The organism is Stenotrophomonas maltophilia group sp. msm4 (assembly GCF_032025605.1).
Taxonomy (GTDB): domain Bacteria; phylum Pseudomonadota; class Gammaproteobacteria; order Xanthomonadales; family Xanthomonadaceae; genus Stenotrophomonas; species Stenotrophomonas sepilia.
Map to the genome: position 1 here is coordinate 16,253 of NZ_JAVSKK010000002.1, position 18,337 is coordinate 34,589.

14 protein-coding genes are annotated in these 18,337 nt (G+C 67.7%); 8 read left to right on the forward strand and 6 right to left on the reverse strand.

Going from position 1 to position 18,337, the window contains the following annotated elements; genetic code table 11:
• Positions 1–2 precede the first annotated feature (2 nt).
• Positions 3–2,159 carry a peptidyl-dipeptidase Dcp gene (gene dcp / locus ROV93_RS09180; protein WP_061480256.1) on the forward strand — a complete coding sequence of 719 codons (2,157 nt, stop codon included), beginning with the start codon at positions 3–5 and terminating at the stop codon, positions 2,157–2,159.
• A gap of 118 nt (positions 2,160–2,277) precedes the next feature.
• Here the strand turns inward: dcp and ROV93_RS09185 are convergent, their stop codons facing one another.
• Together ROV93_RS09185 and ROV93_RS09190 are read right to left on the reverse strand one after the other, a co-directional pair.
• Positions 2,278–2,724, reverse strand: a complete 447-nt coding sequence (locus tag ROV93_RS09185) for a 3-dehydroquinate dehydratase (protein WP_004153636.1) — start codon at positions 2,722–2,724, stop codon at positions 2,278–2,280.
• 3 nt (positions 2,725–2,727) lie between these two features.
• On the reverse strand, positions 2,728–3,129 hold the full coding sequence (locus ROV93_RS09190) for a hypothetical protein (protein WP_061480257.1): 402 nt from the start codon (positions 3,127–3,129) through the stop codon (positions 2,728–2,730).
• A 275-nt stretch (positions 3,130–3,404) separates the two neighbouring features.
• On the opposite strand from ROV93_RS09190, the gene lepB reads away from it, so the two are divergent.
• Together lepB and ROV93_RS09200 are read left to right on the forward strand one after the other, a co-directional pair.
• A complete protein-coding gene (lepB, locus tag ROV93_RS09195) occupies positions 3,405–4,031 on the forward strand; it encodes a signal peptidase I (RefSeq protein ID WP_005420745.1) in 627 nt (208 codons plus the stop codon).
• Between the two features lie 124 nt (positions 4,032–4,155).
• Positions 4,156–5,412: an MFS transporter gene (locus ROV93_RS09200; RefSeq protein ID WP_072167322.1), complete on the forward strand. Its 1,257-nt coding sequence runs from the start codon at positions 4,156–4,158 to the stop codon at positions 5,410–5,412.
• 94 nt (positions 5,413–5,506) lie between these two features.
• On the opposite strand, the gene ROV93_RS09205 is transcribed toward ROV93_RS09200, so the two are convergent.
• Both ROV93_RS09205 and ROV93_RS09210 read right to left on the reverse strand, forming a co-directional pair.
• Positions 5,507–6,415, reverse strand: coding sequence for a LysR family transcriptional regulator (locus tag ROV93_RS09205; protein ID WP_072167321.1), 909 nt, complete (start codon positions 6,413–6,415; stop codon positions 5,507–5,509).
• 238 nt (positions 6,416–6,653) lie between these two features.
• Positions 6,654–7,622 (reverse strand): LysR family transcriptional regulator, encoded by a 969-nt coding sequence (locus tag ROV93_RS09210; RefSeq protein WP_061480260.1) that lies wholly within the window; start codon positions 7,620–7,622, stop codon positions 6,654–6,656.
• Between the two features lie 110 nt (positions 7,623–7,732).
• On the opposite strand from ROV93_RS09210, the gene aceB reads away from it, so the two are divergent.
• The 4 genes from aceB (at position 7,733) to ROV93_RS09230 (ending at position 14,703) form a co-directional block, all read left to right on the forward strand.
• Complete coding sequence (aceB, locus tag ROV93_RS09215) at positions 7,733–9,355, forward strand: malate synthase A (RefSeq protein ID WP_072167320.1); 1,623 nt, start codon at positions 7,733–7,735, stop codon at positions 9,353–9,355.
• A gap of 64 nt (positions 9,356–9,419) precedes the next feature.
• Entirely contained in the window at positions 9,420–10,721 is a 1,302-nt protein-coding gene (aceA, locus tag ROV93_RS09220) for an isocitrate lyase (RefSeq protein ID WP_312539499.1), read from the forward strand.
• A gap of 435 nt (positions 10,722–11,156) precedes the next feature.
• On the forward strand, positions 11,157–12,197 hold the full coding sequence (locus ROV93_RS09225; protein ID WP_061480263.1) for a GGDEF domain-containing protein: 1,041 nt from the start codon (positions 11,157–11,159) through the stop codon (positions 12,195–12,197).
• Between the two features lie 13 nt (positions 12,198–12,210).
• A complete protein-coding gene (locus ROV93_RS09230) occupies positions 12,211–14,703 on the forward strand; it encodes a putative peptide modification system cyclase (protein WP_255299128.1) in 2,493 nt (830 codons plus the stop codon).
• Between the two features lie 7 nt (positions 14,704–14,710).
• On the opposite strand, the gene ROV93_RS09235 is transcribed toward ROV93_RS09230, so the two are convergent.
• Positions 14,711–15,007: an NHLP-related RiPP peptide gene (locus tag ROV93_RS09235; protein WP_072167317.1), complete on the reverse strand. Its 297-nt coding sequence runs from the start codon at positions 15,005–15,007 to the stop codon at positions 14,711–14,713.
• A 138-nt stretch (positions 15,008–15,145) separates the two neighbouring features.
• Between ROV93_RS09235 and ROV93_RS09240 the strand changes: the two genes are divergently transcribed.
• Positions 15,146–16,312 carry a putative peptide maturation dehydrogenase gene (locus ROV93_RS09240; RefSeq protein WP_005420721.1) on the forward strand — a complete coding sequence of 389 codons (1,167 nt, stop codon included), beginning with the start codon at positions 15,146–15,148 and terminating at the stop codon, positions 16,310–16,312.
• Between the two features lie 19 nt (positions 16,313–16,331).
• On the opposite strand, the gene ROV93_RS09245 is transcribed toward ROV93_RS09240, so the two are convergent.
• The gene (locus ROV93_RS09245) at positions 16,332–18,314 is read right to left on the reverse strand and encodes an acetyl/propionyl/methylcrotonyl-CoA carboxylase subunit alpha (RefSeq protein WP_072167316.1); all 1,983 of its coding nucleotides are present in this window, start codon (positions 18,312–18,314) and stop codon (positions 16,332–16,334) included.
• Between the last annotated feature and the right edge of the window lie 23 nt (positions 18,315–18,337).

Consider the following 18,337-nt stretch of genomic DNA (forward strand, 5'->3'; position numbering starts at 1 on the left):
ACATGTCGCGTACCGTAGTCCTGGCCGCCGCCATCAGCCTGGCGCTGGCGGCCTGTTCCGGCAAGGAGTCCACCCCCGTGTCCGATGCCCAGAAGACCCCGGCCCAGCAGCCGGCCGAAGCCTCCACCAATCCGCTGCTGAGTGCCAGCACGCTGCCGTTCCAGGCCCCGCCGTTCGACAAGATCAAGGACAGCGACTACCTGCCGGCGTTCGAAGAAGGCATGCGCCAGCACCTGGCCGACGTGCGCAAGATCGCCGACAGCAGCGAGCCGGCCACCTTCGACAACACCATCGTGGCGATGGAGCGCAGCGGCGAGACCCTGACCCGCGTGTCGCGCATCTTCTTCGGCCTGGTCCAGGCCGACACCAACGATGCGCGCCAGAAGATCCAGGAAGAAGTGGCGCCGAAGCTGGCCGCGCACCAGGATGAGATCAACCTCGATCCGAAGCTGTTCGCGCGCGTGAAGTCGCTGTACGACCAGCGTGACACGCTGGAGCTGGATCCGGTGCAGAAGCGCCTGGTCGAACACTATTACGATGGCCTGGTGCGCGCCGGTGCGCAGCTGTCCGACGCTGACAAGGCGACCCTGCGCAAGCTCAACGTGGAAGAGACCACGCTCTCCACCCAGTTCCACACCCGCCTGGTGGCCGCGACCGCCGCTGCGGCTGTTGTCGTTGACGACAAGGCCAAGCTGGCCGGCCTGGACGAGGGCGCGATCAACAACGCTGCGGCCGCCGCCAAGGACCGCAAGCTGGATGGCAAATTCCTGCTGCCGCTGCAGAACACCACCCAGCAGCCGGTGCTCGGCTCGCTGAGCGATCGCGACCAGCGTGCCGCCGTGCTGAAGGCCTCTGAAACCCGCGCCGAGCGCGGTGATGCCAACGACACCCGGCAGACCGTGCAGCGCCTGGCCCAGCTGCGTGCGCAGAAGGCCAAGCTGCTCGGCTTTGACACCTTCGCCGACTACCAGCTGGGCGACCAGATGGCCAAGACTCCGGCGGCCGCGCTCAAGCTGCTGACCGACACCGTGCCGGCCGCCACCGCCAAGGCGCGCGCCGAGGCCGGTGAGATCCAGAAGGTCATCGACGCGCAGAAGGGCGGATTCCAGGTCGCCGCTTCGGACTGGGACTTCTATGCCGAGCAGGTGCGCAAGGCCAAGTACGATCTGGACGAGTCGCAGATCAAGCCGTACTTCGAACTGGACAACGTGCTGCAGAACGGCGTCTTCTACGCCGCCACCCAGCTGTACGGCATCACCTTCAAGCCGCGCACCGACATTCCGACCTACAACCCGGACATGAAGGTGTACGAAGTGTTCGACAAGGACGGCACCTCGCTGGCCCTGTTCTACACCGACTACTTCAAGCGTGACAGCAAGTCCGGCGGCGCCTGGATGGACGTGTTCGTCGAGCAGGACGGCCTGACCGGTGCCAAGCCGGTGGTCTACAACGTCTGCAACTTCACCAAGCCGGCCGCCGGCCAGCCGGCGCTGATCAGCTTCGACGACGTCACCACCATGTTCCATGAGTTCGGCCATGCGCTGCACGGCATGTTCTCGAACGTGAAGTACCCGTCGATCGCCGGCACCGCCACCTCGCGTGACTTCGTCGAGTTCCCGTCGCAGTTCAACGAGCACTGGGCACTGGACCCGAAGGTGTTCGCCAACTACGCCAAGCACTACAAGACCGGCGAGGCGATGCCGCAGGAACTGGTCGACAAGATTCTCAAGGCGCGCAGCTTCAACCAGGGCTATGCGACCACCGAATACCTGTCGGCCGCGCTGCTCGACCTGGCCTGGCACACGCAGAAGGCCGATGCACCGCTGCAGGATGTCGGCGCCTTTGAAGCCAGCGCGCTGAAGAAGTTCAAGGTCGACCTGCCGCAGGTACCGCCGCGCTACCGCACCACCTACTTCGACCATATCTGGGGTGGTGGTTACTCGGCCGGTTACTACGCCTACTTCTGGGCCGAAGTGCTGGACCATGACGCCTACCAGTGGTTCACCGAACACGGTGGGCTGACGGCGGCCAACGGCCAGGAGTTCCGCGACAAGATCCTCTCGCGCGGCAACAGCGTGGAGTTGTCGACCCTGTACCGCGATTTCCGCGGCAAGGACCCGTCGGTGGAACCGCTGCTGAAGTTCCGCGGGCTGAAATAAGAAAGCGAAAACGGCGGGGGCAACCCCGCCGTTTTTCTTTGTGTAGAGCCGAGCCCATGCTCGGCTGGCTTTTTTCTGGAGACGCAGCCGAGCATGGGCTCGGCTCTACACAAGCGGATCACGTCCCCACGTGCACGCGGTTGGCCTGCTCGGCCAGGCCCAGGTGGTCGAGCGCGATATCCAGCGCCAGCACATAACTCTGCGCGCCATACCCAGCAGCAATGCCCAGGCGCTGGCCGACACCGGCCGGCAGGCACGGTTCGGCTACTGCGCCGTCGTCATGCACCTCTACGTACGCGTTGTGCAGATAGGGCAGCAGCCGCTGCAGGCGCAGACTGTTGGCACACGCACCCGGATCGAGCAGCGTCACCTCGCCACGGCTGTGGTCGGCCACGCGCAGCGCATCGAGTAGTTCCTGTTCCGAACCGCAGGCGCGGATCGCCACGCTGGTGCCGGCGTCGATCGCGCGATGCACCAGCGACTTCAGGACCGGTGCCGGCAGCGGCATCGCGGTGCGGATCAGGGCGCCGGCCGCTTCCGGGCCGCGGATGATGAAGATCGACATGACTCAGCTCTCCTGCGCCAGGCGGCGGCCGACAATGGCCAGCGACAACGGGTAACCGGCCTGCTGGCTGCGCTGGTCGACCACCACGGCGGCGGGGCCGTGCTGCAGGCGCAGGCGTGCATCCAGACCAGGTTCGCTGGGCGCCTGCAACTCGATGTACTGCGCCGGCAGCCGTTCCAGCGCCGCCTGCAGCGCGCCACCTTCGGCCTGCCATTGCGCCTCGTCGGCGGCACCGACATCCAGCAGTACCCAGTCGGCCGAGCGCGCCTGCGGCTGGCACAGGCACTGGCGTACCTCGGACAGGCTGGCGCAATCACTGCACAGCACGCGATGGCCGGCCAGCTGTGCCGGCAGTTGGGGACGCGGTGCCGACGAAGAGGCGTGGCGGATCACCAGGAGGGTCATACAACACCTTGCGGAATGCGCCGTGTGGCGCGGTGGGCACACGATGCGCGTGCTGCCCGTAAAGGTGCGATGCCCGCGGCCGGACCGGGGCGTAAAACCTGCGTAACCCTTCATGTAGAGCCGAGCCTACGCTCGGCTGCTCTGCGCCCCAGTCGGGCAACCTCGACGCTACAAAGAACAAGCCGAGCATGGGCTCGGCTCTACAGGAGCGCGGCGCGGGAACCTCTTGCGCCCGGATGTGGTCTGATGCAGCCACCACCCAACCGGAGCCTGTCATGGATGCTGTTGCCCGTCCCCCCTTTTCCCAACGCGCCGTGGCCTGGCTGAAGAAGGAAGCATTGCCGCTGCTGGTGATGCTCGGCCTGCTCGCCGCCGCCCGCGATACCCTGGCCAACCATTACGTGGTGCCGAGTGGTTCGATGCAGCCGACCCTGCAGCCCGGCGACCGGGTGGTGGTGGACATGCGCGCCTACGGTCTGCGCCTGCCATTCACCAACACGGAACTGATGGCGACCGGCACCCCGCAGCGTGGCGAGGTGGCGGTCTTCGACTCACCGGCCGACGGCACCCGCCTGATCAAGCGCGTGGCGGCGGTGGCCGGTGACCATGTGCAGATGCGCGAAGGCCATCTGAGCATCAACGGGCAGCCGCTGCAGATGGCCGACCTGCAGGACGTGGAAGCCTTCGGCGAGCGACGTGCCCGCCTTGATCTGGACATGGGCGGCGGTCCGGACATCGCCGACCTGGTGGTGCCGGCTGGCAAGGTGCTGGTGCTGGGTGACCACCGCGGCAACAGCTTCGATGGCCGCTTCTTCGGCTTCGTCGACGCCGACAAGCTCTACGGCCGCGCGGTGGCGGTGTACTACCGCCGGGGCGACGGCTTCGAGTGGCAGCGCCTGTAAGCTGAATTGATACTTCTCGTATATCAATCATGACCTATCAGGTTATGGATCGACTGGATAGACGGGCCTAGTCTGAGGCCCGTTCCCTCCCACGCTTGGCCGCCCCCACCGGCCCATCGATCCCATGACTGGCGAAACCGCGGCGGCCGTCGAACGCCGCCCTCCCACTGTCGATCCCAGCGCCGAGACCCGAATCCAGCAGGGCACACCGGCCTTTCGTCGCACCGCGCTGGCGCTGTTCCTGGCCGGCTTTTCCACCTTCGGCCTGCTGTACGCGGTGCAGCCGCTGCTGCCTGAGTTCAGCCGTCACTTCGGCGTGTCCGCCGCCGGCAGCGCGATGTCGTTGTCGCTGACCACCGGTACCCTGGCCGTAGCGATGCTGCTGGCCGGGTTGCTGTCCGACGCGGTCGGCCGCCGCCCGTTGATGATCGTCGCGTTGCTGGCCTCGGCCATGCTGTCGCTGAGCTCGGCGCTGGTGGATGACTGGACCACGCTGCTGGTATTGCGCACGCTGCTCGGCCTGGCGCTGAGCGGCGTGCCGGCGGTGGCGATGACCTACCTGGTCGAGGAAATGGACAGCCGCGCGCTGGGCCTGGCGATGGGCCTGTACATCGGCGGCAATGCCATCGGTGGCATGAGCGGACGCCTGCTGGCCGGCATCATCGCCGACCACTGGGGCTGGCGCTGGGGTATCGGCGTGGTCTCGATCATCGCCATCGCCAGTACCGTGCTGTTGTGGCTGCAGCTGCCGCCGTCGCGCCACTTCCATCCCCGTCGTGACGGCCTGCGCCGGTTGCCGTCGCGCTGGCGCCTGCTGTTCGCCGACCCAGGCCTGCCGTGGCTGTTCGCCACCTCGTTCGTGCTGATGGGCGTGTTCGTCACCCTCTACAACTACCTGGGCTACCACCTGCTGGCGCCACCGTACCACCTCAGCCAGACCGTGGTCGGCCTGATCTTCAGCGTCTATCTGGTGGGCACCTTCAGTTCGGCGTGGATGGGCCAGCAGGCAACGCGCTACGGGCGCGGCCGCATCCTGTCGATCTCGTTGGCGTTGATCGGCGCCGGCATCGCACTGCTGGCAATGCCGTGGCTGAGTGCGATGGCACTGGGTATCGCGCTGGTCACGTTCGGCTTCTTCGGCGGCCACTCGGTGGCCAGCAGCTGGGTTGGCAGCCGCGCCGGTACGATGCGCGCCGAAGCCTCGGCGATGTACCTGTTCGCCTACTACCTGGGATCCAGCGTGCTGGGCGGGGTCGGTGGCCTGGCCTATGCGGCCTGGGACTGGCGGGGGGTATGCGTGTTCGCTGCGGTGCTGACTCTGATCGGTGGTGGCATCGTCTGGGCACTGCAGCAGCGCGCGCCGCAGCCGGTGACGGCGTGAACCAAACTGTACAGTAGTGCCGGCCGCTGGCCGGCATGCCGGCCCCTGTGGGGTTGCCGGCCAGCGGCCGGCACTACCCGGGTGGAGTGCACGCCTACCCCTCGGCGAACGCTCCGCGCAGCAGCGTGGCGAAATTGCGGATCAGCGGCGTTACCCGTTCGCGGTGCCAGGCCAGCTGCACTTCCGAATGCGCGCCAGCATCGGCCAGTGCCACGAAGCGCGATCCTTCCACGCGTATGTGATCGCATGACGACGGCAGGATCGCCGCACCCAGGCCCGCAGCGGCCAGGCTGATCAAGGTCGATGCTTCACCGGCTTCCTGCACGATGCGCGGCGTGAAGCCCGCCGCTGCGCACAACGCGATCATGTGGTCGTGGATGCCCGCGCCGGCGCTGCGGCGGAACGCTACGAACGGCTCCTGCGCGAAGTCGCGCAGCGACAGCGCGCCCTGCTTCGACCGCCTGCGCAGGGCAGGGTGGTCGGCGTGCACGATCAGCGCCAGCGGGTCGACGAACAGGCTGTGCGCCACCAGTTCCGGCGGCAGCGCGCGCTTGCGGATGATGCCCACGTCCAGTGAACCGTCGAGCAGCGCATCGATCTGCTGCAGCGTGTTCATCTCGCTCAGCTGCAGCCGCACCTGCGGATACTGCTGACGGTAGCGCAGGATCGAACGCGGAATCTGCGGTGACAGTGGCGTGGCACGAGTCAGACCGATATGCAGTTCACCCTGCTCACCACGCTGTGCACGCTGTACCTCGTCCACGGCCGTTTCCACCTGCTGCACGATGGCGCGTGCACGTTCCTGCAGCAGTTCGCCCGCAGGCGTCAGCTGCACGCGGCGATGGCTGCGCACGAACAGGCGCGCGCCAGTCAGTTCTTCCAGCTGGCGGATCTGCTGGCTGAGCGGCGGCTGTGACATGCCCAGCCGCTCCGCCGCCTGGCCGAAGTGCAGCGTATCGGCGACGGCAAGGAAGTAACGCAGGTGGCGCAGTTCGATGGACATGGGGCCAGTCTAGCCAGACCGGCACCGTGCCAGCGTCTTCTTCGGGAAATGGGGTCAGATCCGTTTTCCTGCGGAAAACGGATCTGACCCCGGTCACTCGTCATCCACGCATGGCGTGGATCTACCGTGTCGACCAAGGTCGACACCTACCAACAGCGCCCCGCCTTTCCAAGCAATGCCTGCTTTTGACGTGGACGTTGATTCGGCAGGTGCAGGGCGCAGCCCTGCCGAACACCCCTCACCGCTCCGAATGCCCGCTCTGGTCGTAATCGCGCGGACTGAACAACTCCGGCTGGATCAGCTCGATGAACGCCCGCGCCTGCGCCGACAACGCCTTGCCCCGGCGCACGATCACCCCGTAGCTGCGCTCGGGGAACCAGCGCTTCATCGATCGCGCCGCCAGCCGCTCGTGGTCGGCCTCGTTCAGGCACAGCGCCGGCACGATGGAAATGCCCATGCCCATCGCCACGTACTGCTTGATCACTTCCCAGCCCCCTACCTCCAGCGCCACGGTGTAGGCGATGCGGTGGCGCTGGAACACCTGGTCCACCAGCCGGTAGGTGATCTGCCGCTTCGGCGGCAGCACCAGCGGATAGCGCGCAATATCAGCCAGCTCCAGCTCGCCGCCCTTGGCCAGCGGATGATCGTGCGGTGCGATCAGCACCTGCTCGAAGCGGTAGGCCGGGGCGTAGGTCAGGTCGGCCGGCACATCGGTCATCGAACCGATCGCCAGGTCGGCGGCATCCTCGCGCAGCAGGTCGGTGCCGTCGGCGCTGATCGCGTTGTGCAGGGTCAGGCGCACGTCCGGATGGTGCAGGCGGAATCGTTCGACGATCTTCGGCAGCAGGTACAGGATGGTCGAACTGTTGGCGGCGATGTTGAGCTCGCCCGCGTCCAGGCCGCGCACCTTGTCGCGGAAGCGCGCCTCCAGCCCGTCCAGGTTCTCCACCAGCGGCTGTGCCATCTCGTACAGCAGCTGGCCCTCGCGGCTGGGCACCAGGCGCCGCCCGCTGCGCTCGAACAATGGCACCCCCAGCTCCCGTTCCAACGCCTGCAACTGCAGGCTGATGGCCGGCTGGCTGACGAAAAGTGCCTCAGCCGCCCGTGAGACCGAGCCCAGGCGCACGGTCTGGCAGAACGCGCGCAGCGGCTTCAGCCGGTCGGATTTGTAGGAAAAACGCGGACTTGGCGCGGTGCGTGTGCTCATCGTGTAACGAGTATTAGCACAACTTATGTAAAACATTGCAAAAACTGTTTTGCCAAATACTGAGGCCCGGCGGCACCGTGGAGACGTTCCCCCACCGCTGGAGTCGCCCCATGTCCGCCGTCGCTTCCGCCGTTCCCACCCCCGCCACCAAGGCCACCCCCGGCATCGCCCTGGCGACCCGCGTGGCCGGCCAGGACACCGTGCTGCCGGCGCCGCTGCTGGCCCTGCTGGTGTCGCTGCACCGCGCGGTGGAACCGGGCCGGCAGGCACGGCTGCAGGCCCGCCGCGAGCGCCAGGCGTTCTTCGACCAGGGCGGCCTGCCGGACTTCCGTGAAGACACCACCGCGATCCGCAGCGGCGACTGGCGCGTTGCGCCGCTGCCGGCCGCGCTGCAGGACCGCCGCGTCGAGATCACCGGCCCGACCGACCCGAAGATGGTCATCAACGCGCTGAACTCGGGCGCCAAGGTGTTCATGGCCGACTTCGAGGATTCGACCTCGCCGACCTGGCGCAATCTGCTGGCCGGGCAGCAGTCGCTGGCTGCGGCGGTGCGCGGCGATCTGGAATACACCGCCGCCAATGGCAAGCACTACACGCTGCGCCCGTACGACGAACAGGCGGTGCTGATCGTTCGCCCGCGTGGCTGGCACCTGGACGAGAAGCACGTGCGCATCGACGGCCAGTTCCTCGCCGGTGGCCTGTTCGACGCAGCGGTGTTCGCCTTCCACAACGCCCGCACCCTGCAGGCGAAGGATCGTGGCCCGTACTTCTACCTGCCCAAGCTGCAGAGCATGGAAGAGGCGGCGCTGTGGGAGACCGCGCTCTCCCATATCGAGGGCATGCTCGGCCTGCCGCACGGCCAGATCAAGGTGACCGTGCTGATCGAGACGCTGCCGGCGGTGTTCGAGATGGACGAGATCCTGCACGCGCTGCGTGATCGCATCGTCGGCCTGAACTGTGGGCGCTGGGACTACATCTTCTCGTACCTGAAGACCTTCCGCCGCCACGCCGACCGCGTGCTGCCCGAACGTGGCCAGGTGACCATGACCCAGCCGTTCCTGAAGGCCTATTCGGAACTGCTGATCCAGACCTGCCACCGCCGCGGTGCGCATGCGATGGGCGGCATGGCCGCGCAGATTCCGATCAACAACGATGCCGCCGCCAACGAACAGGCCATGGCCCGCGTGCGCGCCGACAAGCTGCGTGAAGTCAGCGCCGGCCACGACGGCACCTGGGTCGCGCATCCGGCGCTGATTCCGGTGGCGATGGCGATCTTCGACGAACACATGCCCGGTGCGAACCAGCACAGCGTGCTGCGCCAGGACGTGCGCGTCGGCCGCGATGAACTGATCGCGCGGCCGCCGGGCACCATCACCCGTGCCGGCTTCGAAGGCAACGTGGAAGTCTGCGTGCGTTACCTGGCGGCGTGGCTGGATGGCAACGGCTGTGTGCCGATCCATCACCTGATGGAGGACGCGGCCACCGCCGAGATCAGCCGCAGCCAGTTGTGGCAGTGGCTGCATACGCCCGGCCAGCAGCTGGACGATGGCACCGCGATCGACCAGGCCCTGCTGGATTCCACCTTGGCGCAGCTGCCGGCACGGCTGGGCGATACCGCCGCGCTGCCTGGTGGCGCACGCATCAGCGAGGCCATCGCCCTGCTCGGCGAATTGAGCCGCAGCGACGAACTGACCGATTTCCTGACCCTGCCGGCCTACGCGCGCATCGACTGACTGCCGCCCGCGTCTGCCGCCGTTTCCCTCCCCGCCGCACGCACGAACCGAACTGGAGAAAGACATGAGCAAGCTGCCCACTGCCGAACAGATCCAGCACGACTGGGATACCCACCCGCGTTGGGAAGGCATCCAGCGCAACTACAGCGCTGCCGACGTGGTGCGCCTGCGCGGCACCGTCCACATCGAGCATTCGCTGGCCCGCCTGGGCGCCGAGAAGCTGTGGGCGTCACTGCACGAGCGCGAGTTCGTCAACGCGCTGGGTGCACTGACCGGCAATCAGGCCATGCAGCAGGTCAAGGCCGGCCTGAAGGCGATCTACCTGTCCGGTTGGCAGGTGGCGGCCGACGCCAACCTGGCCGGGCAGATGTATCCGGACCAGTCGCTGTACCCGGCTGATTCGGTGCCGGCGGTGGTCAAGCGCATCAACAACACGCTGCTGCGCGCCGACCAGCTGCATCACGCCGAAGGCAAGGATGACATCGACTTCCTGCAGCCGATCGTGGCCGATGCCGAGGCCGGCTTCGGCGGCGTACTCAACGCCTTTGAACTGATGAAGGCGATGATCGAGGCCGGCGCCGCCGGCGTGCACTTCGAGGACCAGCTGGCCTCGGTGAAGAAGTGCGGGCACATGGGCGGCAAGGTGCTGGTGCCGACCCGCGAGGCGATCGAGAAGCTCAACGCCGCACGCCTGGCCGCCGACGTGATGGGCGTGCCGACCCTGCTGGTCGCGCGCACCGATGCCGAAGCTGCGGATCTGCTGACCAGTGACATTGACGGCAACGACAAGCCGTTCACCACCGGTGAGCGCACCGTCGAAGGCTTCTACAAGACCCGAAACGGCCTGGACCAGGCGATCAGCCGCGGCCTGGCCTATGCGCCCTACGCCGACCTGGTGTGGTGCGAGACCGGCAAGCCGGACCTGGAATTTGCACGGAAATTCGCCGAGGCGATCCATGCGAAGTTCCCCGGCAAGCTGCTGGCCTACAACTGCTCGCCCAGCTTCAACTGGAAGAAGAACCTGGACGACGCCAACATTGCCAAGTTCCAGCGCGAACTGGGCAGCTACGGCTACAAGTTCCAGTTCATCACCCTGGCAGGGTTCCATGCGTTGAACTACGGCATGTTCAATCTGGCCCACGGCTACGCACGCCGCCAGATGAGTGCGTTCGTGGAACTGCAGGAAGCCGAGTTCGAAGCGGCCGAGCGCGGTTTCACTGCGGTCAAGCACCAGCGTGAGGTCGGTACCGGCTATTTCGATGCGGTGACCCAGGCGATCCAGCAGGGCCAGTCGTCGACCACCGCGCTGACCGGCTCGACCGAGGAAGAGCAGTTCCACGGCGGGCGGAGCGAACGCGCGGCGTGATCCGGTGCGCCGCGTGATCCGGTAGTGCCGGCCGCTGGCCGGCAATCACGGGATGCTCCGGGCGCTGCGTGGCAACCGGCCAGCGGCCGGCTCTACCGGGCCCTGGAAATCCGATCAGGGTGGCCAGGGAAGGGCCAGGCAACGCCGGCCGGTCGGGGGACCTGCCGGCGTTGTTGTATCGATGCAAGGGGCAGCCAGCGGGCAGCGTCAATCAGGCGCACCCCGGGTTCCGGCAACTTGGCCGAAACCCTGTGAAACCCGGCATCGAATTGATCCAGCAGGGGTTTTGCCCGGGCGCCCGTGACCAGAATGGGCCACCACCGATCTTCACATCAATCAAGATCGGCAGAGCGGTCAAAATGAGATAGGGCGCACACTTTAAAGCGGTGCTATGCTCCGCGGCTCACCAGGGGACGCTGGCGGCGGGTGCAGGGAATGACCGGCAGGGGTGCGGCCGAGAACAGTGATGTGACGACAGGTATCGCCCGGGTGGCGATGGCCGAGATCGTGCACGCGCTGTTGTCAGATGCCGAGGTGGCATTGTTTGCCAGATTCGCCCGCGCATGCAAGCTCCGTGCCGGACAGTGGCTGTTCCAGCGTGGTCACCGCGGCGAGCGCATGTATGTGATCCTCGAAGGCCAGATCGAACTGGACTTCGGCGAGGACCTGGTGATCAAGACACTCGGGCAGCATGAGTTCTTCGGAGAACTGGGCCTGCTGGTCGGCGACCACCTGCGCAGCGCGAGCGCGCGCGCGCTGGTCGACTGCGATGTGCTGGAACTGGGGCCGGCTGATTTCCACCGGCTGGTCGAATCCAATCCGGGCCTGGTGGCCTATTTCCTGCGCCGCACGATCATGCGCGTGCTGGCCAACGAACAGGCCCTGATCAGCCAGCTGCGCCGGCGCAACCACGATCTGGAAACCGCGCTGGACAACCTCTACATCACTACCCACCAGCTGACCCACACCCGCGAGCTGGTGCGTACCGATGAACTGACCGGCCTGCACAACCGCCGTGGCCTCACCCTGTACCTGCAGGAGTGCCGCGAGCGTGCCGAGGGGCCGCCACAGGCGCTGCTGCTGATCGACTGCGACCGCTTCAAGCAGATCAACGACCGCCACGGCCACCAGGCCGGCGACCGCGTGCTGCAGAGCATGGGCAACATCCTGCGCTCGATGGCTGGCGAGCAGGATCTGGCCTGCCGGCTTGGCGGCGATGAGTTCTGCCTGATGCTGCGCCGTGGCAACCGCGAGATCGTGCAGCACGCTGCCGAGTTCATCCTCAGCGCGGTGCACGGCCTGCTCGAGCGCAGTCACGGCACGCCGCATGTAAGCCTGGTCAGCATCGGAGCCAGCCTGCTGGATGCCGACGCGGGCTGGAGTGAGTGGTATGCCAGCGCCGATCGGGCGCTGTACCGGGCCAAGCGTGATGGCGGCAACTGCCTGCGCTGGGTGGATGATCCGGACGGCCAATAGGGAGATGCAGGCGATGAATGGCGACAACGGAACGTCAGCCCCGCATAGCCCACAGCTACGCGCCCTGCTGTTCACTGATCTGTGTGATTCGCTGCAGCTGGTCGAGCGGATCGGCGACGTGGCGGCGGCGAGCCTGTTCCAGGAACACGACCGCCTGGTGCTGGTGCTGCAGCACCGCTGGAATGGCCAGCTGATCGATCGTTCGGACGGCCTGTTCATGCTGTTCGAGCGCGCCATCGATGCCCTGGGCTTCGCCCTGGACTACCAGCGTGAACTGCATGCGCTGGGCCAGCAGCGTGCGATTGAACTGCGCGCGCGTGCTGGCCTGCATGTGGGCGACGTGCTGACCTGGGAAAACAGTGCCGAGGCAGTCCGCGCCGGCGCCAAGTCGATGGAAGTGGAAGGCCTGGCCAAGCCGATGGCGGCGCGCCTGATGATGCTGGCCCGGCCCGGCCAGATCCTGTTGTCGGCGGTAGCCGAATCGCTGACCCGCCGTGCCACCGATGCGTTGGGCGAGCGCGGCACGCGCCTGTTGTGGAAGTCGCACGGGCGCTGGCGCTTCAAGGGCGTGCCGGTGGTACAGGAAGTGATCGAAGTGGGCGAGATCGGCTCCGCACCGCTGCGCATGCCGCGTGCCAATGCCAAGGCCCGCCGCGACCTGCCGTTGTGGCGGCAGCCGCTGGTGCTGGCCGCCGAAGGCCTGGTGCTGGCGGTGGCGGTGCTGGGCGGCTGGCTGCTGCTGCGGCCGGAACCGGCGATCGCGTTCGCCGAGCGCGACTGGGTGGTGCTCGGTGATGTCGACAACCTCACCGGCGACCCGATCTTCGACGACTCGATGCGGCACGCGATCCGGATCGCGCTGGAGCAATCGCGCTACGTGAACGTGCTGTCGGAGGGCAAGATCCGCGAAAGCCTGGAAATGGCGCGGCTCTCGGGCGATACCCGGCTCAGCCGCGATACCGCGGCCAACGTGGCGGTGCGGGAAGGCGCGCGCGCCGTGCTGCTGCCGACGGTGCGGCAGAAGATCGGTGGCTACGAGCTGGCCATCGATGTCGCCGCACCCGGCAGCGGCCAGGTGATCCAGACGTTCACCGCCACCGTGGATCGATCCGACCAGATGGTGTTCGCGGTGGACGACGTGGTCGGGCGCCTGCGTCGCGGACTGGGCGAATCGGTGGCGAGCCTGGAACAGTCGTTGCCGCTGCCGCGGGCATCGACCCAGGATCTGCGCGCACTGCGTGCATTCGCACTGGCGGAAAGTGCACTGGGCCAGCGGCGCTTCGAGGAGGCGCGCAACCTGTACCAGGCGGCGATCGATATCGATCCCGGTTTCGCCCTGGCCTACATGGGCGTGGCCAAACTGCATGCGCGCGTCGAAGAAGGGCGGCGTGCACGCGAAGCCATGCAGCATGCGCTGGACCTGCAGGATCGGCTGCCGCCACGCGAGCGGCTGTATCTGAAGGCCTGGATGGCCGAGCTGGAGCCGGGTGGCTGGGCGCTGGAGCAATGGCGCACGCTGGCCAAGGTCTATCCGGATTCGTTCGCGGGGCTGTCCAACACCTCCTGGTACCTGCTGCAGGCCAACCAGTTCAGCGAGGCCGAACCCTATGCGCGTGCGGCCGCAGTACCGCAGGATCCGCTGCGGCTGTATCCGCTGGTCCATCTGGTGCGGATACAGATCGCTGCCAACCAACCGCAGCTCGCTGCCGAAACGCTGGCCCAGGCGCAGGTCCTGCGCGGCCGTGATGACGCCGATGAGACCGGTGTGGATGTGCTGGTGGCCCAGGGGCAGTACGCCAAGGCAGCGAAGCTGTTACCGCAGATCCATGGCAGCGATGCCCTGCAGCAGCGGATGAAGCTGCGTGCGCAGTTGTTGCTGGCGGCCGCGCAGCGCGATTGCGCGGCCATGCAGCAGGCGATACGCGAAGATGCAGCGGCGCCGACGCTGATCGACCTGCAGGTGCAGCAGCGCCTGCAGCACGCCAGCGTGGCGGCGCTGTGCCCGAGCGCTGACCGTGCCGGGCTGCAGGCCATTGCGGCGCTGCTGCAGCCGATGCTGCAGGAGCGTGATGATCCCATGCTGCATGCCCGTGGCCTGCAATGGCTGGCACTGGTCCACCTGGCGCAGCGGCAGGGCCAGTTCGAACTGGCCAGGCGCTGGCTGGACGAGCAGCGGCCCCTGCTGCGCAGCCTGCGCAGTCCGGTCGCGGACCGCTGGCTGCGCATCGTCAGCGCCATGGACGAACTGCAGATGCAGCGGCCCGATGCAGCCCGCGCGCTGATCGAGCCGATGCTCGATGGCAGCGAGCCGGTGCAGGCACACGTCGTGCTGCTGCTCGCGCTGCGCGCACAGGGCAATGAAGCCGCGGTACGCCGCGAGCAGGCCTGGCTGTCCCAGCATCGCGGCCAGGCCATTGCCGAGGTCACCGCCATGCAGGTCTGGCAACCACTGAACGTGCATGACGTGTCCATGTGGGCATCGCCGGCCACGGCCGGCGCGCCCTGATGGCGGGTCAACCGTCGATGCGCTCGCCGACCTTGCCGGCTTCGAAGCAGAACACCACGGTCATGGCCGCCACCGACCCGGACAGGTGGGCCTGCAGCCCGTCACGCACCTGGCTCAGCTCTTCGACCGAGGCCAGGGTGCCGATCTTCATGCAGTCGTTCTCGCCAACGGCACCGTCCAGCCCGATCGAGGCCAGGGCCTTGGCCGGCGACGCGGTGAAGTGGCTGCGGAAGTCGTCGCTGCCGATCAGGTGGTCCAGCAGGAGGCTGGCGTCTGCGGCGGAAAGGCGGGGATGGGTGCTCATGGGGATCGTCCGTAAGTGGAGTTTCTCGTATCGGCCGCGACAGCCTGCCATTGAGGGCCGCGCTGTGCACATCGCTAAAGTTGGCCGCGCCGCGGTCGTTGCTGCTATGCCGGTTGTGCGGCAGAAGGAAGGAAACCGATGCGCCTGCGCCGCTGCGCCAGCCTGATGTTCGAGCCCCGCGAGGCGGTCACCCTGGACCTGCGCGCGATGCTGGCCGGCCACGCCGAGATGGACAGCCAGATCAGCTGGGTGGCGCTGGCCGCGCATCTGGACCAGCCGCTGCCGGTGGACGCCGAGGAGCGCCAGCTGCTGGGCGAGCTCAGCGCGCACCGCTGGAGCGAACCGCCCGCCGATGCCTCCCCGGCGATGCTGGCCCGCCTGGTCGAGCAGGGCCTGCTGCTGACCGACCCGCCGAGCGAGGTGGGGCACCAGCTGCGCGACGAGGCGCTGCGGCGCAGCCAGTGGTGGCCGCTGGCTGCACTGGCCCATCGCCATGCACGCTGGCAGGCCGTGGACAGCGTGGAGGACATGCGCCGGCAGGGGTTGGACACCGCTGCCGGCCTGCGCCAGCGCCTCGGGCCGCCACCGCCGGTGGTGCAGCCCATGCAGGGCGACTACCAGCCGCTGCCGCGCAGCGAAGAGGCCGCGTTCGACGCACTGCTGGCGCGCCGCACCACCTGCCGCAATTTCGACCCGCAGCGCGCGTTGCCGCTGCCGTTGCTGGCCCAGGTGCTGCAGCGCACGCTGATGGCGCACGCGGTGCAGAAGGTCGAGCGCGATACCGAGTTCCTGAAGAAGAACGTGCCTTCCGGTGGCGGCCTGCATCCCACCGAAGGCTTCCTGCTGGTGCAGAACGTGGAAGGACTGGCACCGGGCCTGTACCACTACCACCCGGTGCAGCACGCCGTGCTGCCGCTGCCCTCGCCACCGCCGCAGGCACTGCCGGCGCTGGCGCGGCGGATGCTGTCCGGGCAGGCGTGGTTCGCCGATGCGCCGGCGCTGCTGGTGCTGGCGCCGCGCTATGACCGCTGCTTCTGGAAGTACCGCAACCACGCCAAGGCGCACCGTGCGGTGACGCTGGATGTCGGTCACATCTCGCAGCTGCTGTACCTGTGCGCGACCGAGCGCGGCCTGGCCGCCTTCGTCACCGCAGCCATCAACGATGCCGATGTCGATCGTGCCTTCGGCTTCGATGGCATCGGCCAGAGCGCGATGGCCATCTGCGGCCTGGGCTGGCGCAGTGCCACACTGGACACGGCCGAATTCGATCCCGCTGGTCGGGTGACGGCGGGCGACGACCGCTGAGCGACCGTCGCCCCGGCGTTCACGCCGCTTCGAAGTCCACCAGCACCGCGCCGTCGTTGACCTGGTCACCGGCCTTGGCGCGGTAGCCCTTCACCGTGCCGTCGGCCGGCGCCTGCAGGGTGTGCTCCATCTTCATCGCTTCCAACACCACCAGCGGCGTGCCGCGCTTGACCTCGGTACCGGCGGCGACCAGCGTGGCCACGATCTTCCCGGGCATCGGTGCCAGCAGGCTGCCGGCATCGGCCACGGCGTGGTCCGATTCGCTCACCGGATCATGCAGGGTGAAACGGTGCTGGCCGTCGGCGCCGAACAGGTACAGCTGGTCACCGTCGCGCAGCAGCTGCAGTGTCCAGCGGCGCCCCCCCAGCTGCACCGCCAGCCCCCGCACATCGGCTGTGCCGATCACCTGCACGGGTGCTGCGTCATCGCACTGCACGCGCCAGCCATCGGCCTGCGCCCACACCTTCAGCGTGTGCCGGCATTCGCCCTGCTGCAGCGGCAGCACGCGCGGCGCGGGCGCGCCAAGGCGCCAGCCGTCCTGCGCCTGCCACGGCGAATGCGGGTCGCGCGCGTCGCTGGCTGCACCTGCAGTAGTGGCCACGGCGGCTACCGCCGCCAGCAGCCACAGCGCATCATCGCTGTCACCCACCCGGCCCAATGCGGCCTGCTCGCGCTCGATCAGCGCGGTATCCAGCTTGGCGTGGGTAAACGAATCGGTATTCACCAGGCGGCGCAGGAAACCGGCATTGGTGGTCACGCCCACCACCTGGCAGTCGGCCAGGGCTTGGCTCATGCGGCGCAGCGCGGCGTCGCGGTCCACGTCCCAGACGATCAGCTTGGCAATCATGGGATCGTAGTACGGCGTGATGCTGTCGCCTTCCTCGACACCGGTATCCACGCGCACATGAGTCGACGGCGCCGGCAGGCGCAGGCGGCGCAGGAGGCCGGTGGACGGCAGGAAACCACGGTCGGCGTCTTCGGCATACAGCCGCGCCTCGATGGCGTGGCCGTGGATCGCCAGCTGCTCCTGGCGCAGCGGCAGTGGCTGGCCCGAGGCTACGCGCAGCTGCCACTCCACCAGGTCGGTGCCGGTGATGTACTCGGTCACCGGGTGCTCGACCTGCAGGCGGGTGTTCATCTCCATGAAGTAGAAATCGCCGTCCGGGCCGGCGATGAACTCCACCGTTCCGGCGCCGACGTAGCCCACCGCGCGCGCGGCATCGACCGCGGCCTTGCCCATCGCCGCACGACGTTCGGGGCTCATGCCCGGGGCGGGCGCTTCTTCCAGCACCTTCTGGTGGCGGCGCTGCACCGAGCAATCGCGCTCGAACAGGTAGACCGCATCACCGTGGCTGTCGCCGAACACCTGGATCTCGATATGGCGCGGGCGCTCGACGTACTTCTCGACCAGCACATGGTCGTTGCCGAATGCCGAGGCGGCCTCGCGCTGGCAGCTGGCCAGTGCATCGACGAAGTCCTCGCTGCGTTCGACCTTGCGCATGCCCTTGCCACCGCCACCGGCGCTGGCCTTGATCAGTACCGGGTAGCCGATGGCATCGGCCTGCGCGCGCAGGAACGTCGGCTCCTGCTGGTCGCCGTGGTAGCCCGGCGTCAGTGGCACACCGGCCTTGGCCATCAACGCCTTGGCCGCGCTCTTGTCACCCATCGCGCGGATCGCGCTGGCCGGCGGCCCGATGAAGGTGACGCCGGCGGCGGCGCAGGCATCGGCGAAGTCGGCATTCTCGGACAGGAAGCCGTAACCGGGGTGGATCGCCTGCGCGCCGGTCAGGCGTGCGGCGTCGAGCAGGGCGTCGCCGCGCAGGTAGCTCTCACGCGCGGCGGCCGGGCCGATGTGGATGGCCTCGTCGGCCAGGCGTACGTGGCGTGCGTTGCGGTCGGCATCGGAATACACCGCCACGGTGGCGATGCCGAGGCGGCGGCAGGTGGCGATGACGCGGCAGGCGATTTCGCCGCGGTTGGCGATCAGGACTTTGGTGAACATGGCAACAGGCTCGGTCATGGCAC

What these genes read in the sequence shown, in the direction of transcription:
- dcp (WP_061480256.1), top strand. Translation starts at nt 3, where the DNA reads ATGTCGCGTACCGTAGTCCTGGCCGCCGCCATCAGCCTGGCGCTGGCG.
- ROV93_RS09235 (WP_072167317.1), bottom strand. Translation starts at nt 15,007, where the DNA reads ATGAGCACCCATCCCCGCCTTTCCGCCGCAGACGCCAGCCTCCTGCTG.
- ROV93_RS09230 (WP_255299128.1), top strand. Translation starts at nt 12,211, where the DNA reads ATGAATGGCGACAACGGAACGTCAGCCCCGCATAGCCCACAGCTACGC.
- ROV93_RS09185 (WP_004153636.1), bottom strand. Translation starts at nt 2,724, where the DNA reads ATGTCGATCTTCATCATCCGCGGCCCGGAAGCGGCCGGCGCCCTGATC.
- ROV93_RS09190 (WP_061480257.1), bottom strand. Translation starts at nt 3,129, where the DNA reads ATGACCCTCCTGGTGATCCGCCACGCCTCTTCGTCGGCACCGCGTCCC.
- ROV93_RS09225 (WP_061480263.1), top strand. Translation starts at nt 11,157, where the DNA reads ATGACCGGCAGGGGTGCGGCCGAGAACAGTGATGTGACGACAGGTATC.
- ROV93_RS09245 (WP_072167316.1), bottom strand. Translation starts at nt 18,314, where the DNA reads ATGTTCACCAAAGTCCTGATCGCCAACCGCGGCGAAATCGCCTGCCGC.
- ROV93_RS09210 (WP_061480260.1), bottom strand. Translation starts at nt 7,622, where the DNA reads ATGAGCACACGCACCGCGCCAAGTCCGCGTTTTTCCTACAAATCCGAC.
- aceB (WP_072167320.1), top strand. Translation starts at nt 7,733, where the DNA reads ATGTCCGCCGTCGCTTCCGCCGTTCCCACCCCCGCCACCAAGGCCACC.
- aceA (WP_312539499.1), top strand. Translation starts at nt 9,420, where the DNA reads ATGAGCAAGCTGCCCACTGCCGAACAGATCCAGCACGACTGGGATACC.
- ROV93_RS09205 (WP_072167321.1), bottom strand. Translation starts at nt 6,415, where the DNA reads ATGTCCATCGAACTGCGCCACCTGCGTTACTTCCTTGCCGTCGCCGAT.
- ROV93_RS09200 (WP_072167322.1), top strand. Translation starts at nt 4,156, where the DNA reads ATGACTGGCGAAACCGCGGCGGCCGTCGAACGCCGCCCTCCCACTGTC.
- ROV93_RS09240 (WP_005420721.1), top strand. Translation starts at nt 15,146, where the DNA reads ATGCGCCTGCGCCGCTGCGCCAGCCTGATGTTCGAGCCCCGCGAGGCG.
- lepB (WP_005420745.1), top strand. Translation starts at nt 3,405, where the DNA reads ATGGATGCTGTTGCCCGTCCCCCCTTTTCCCAACGCGCCGTGGCCTGG.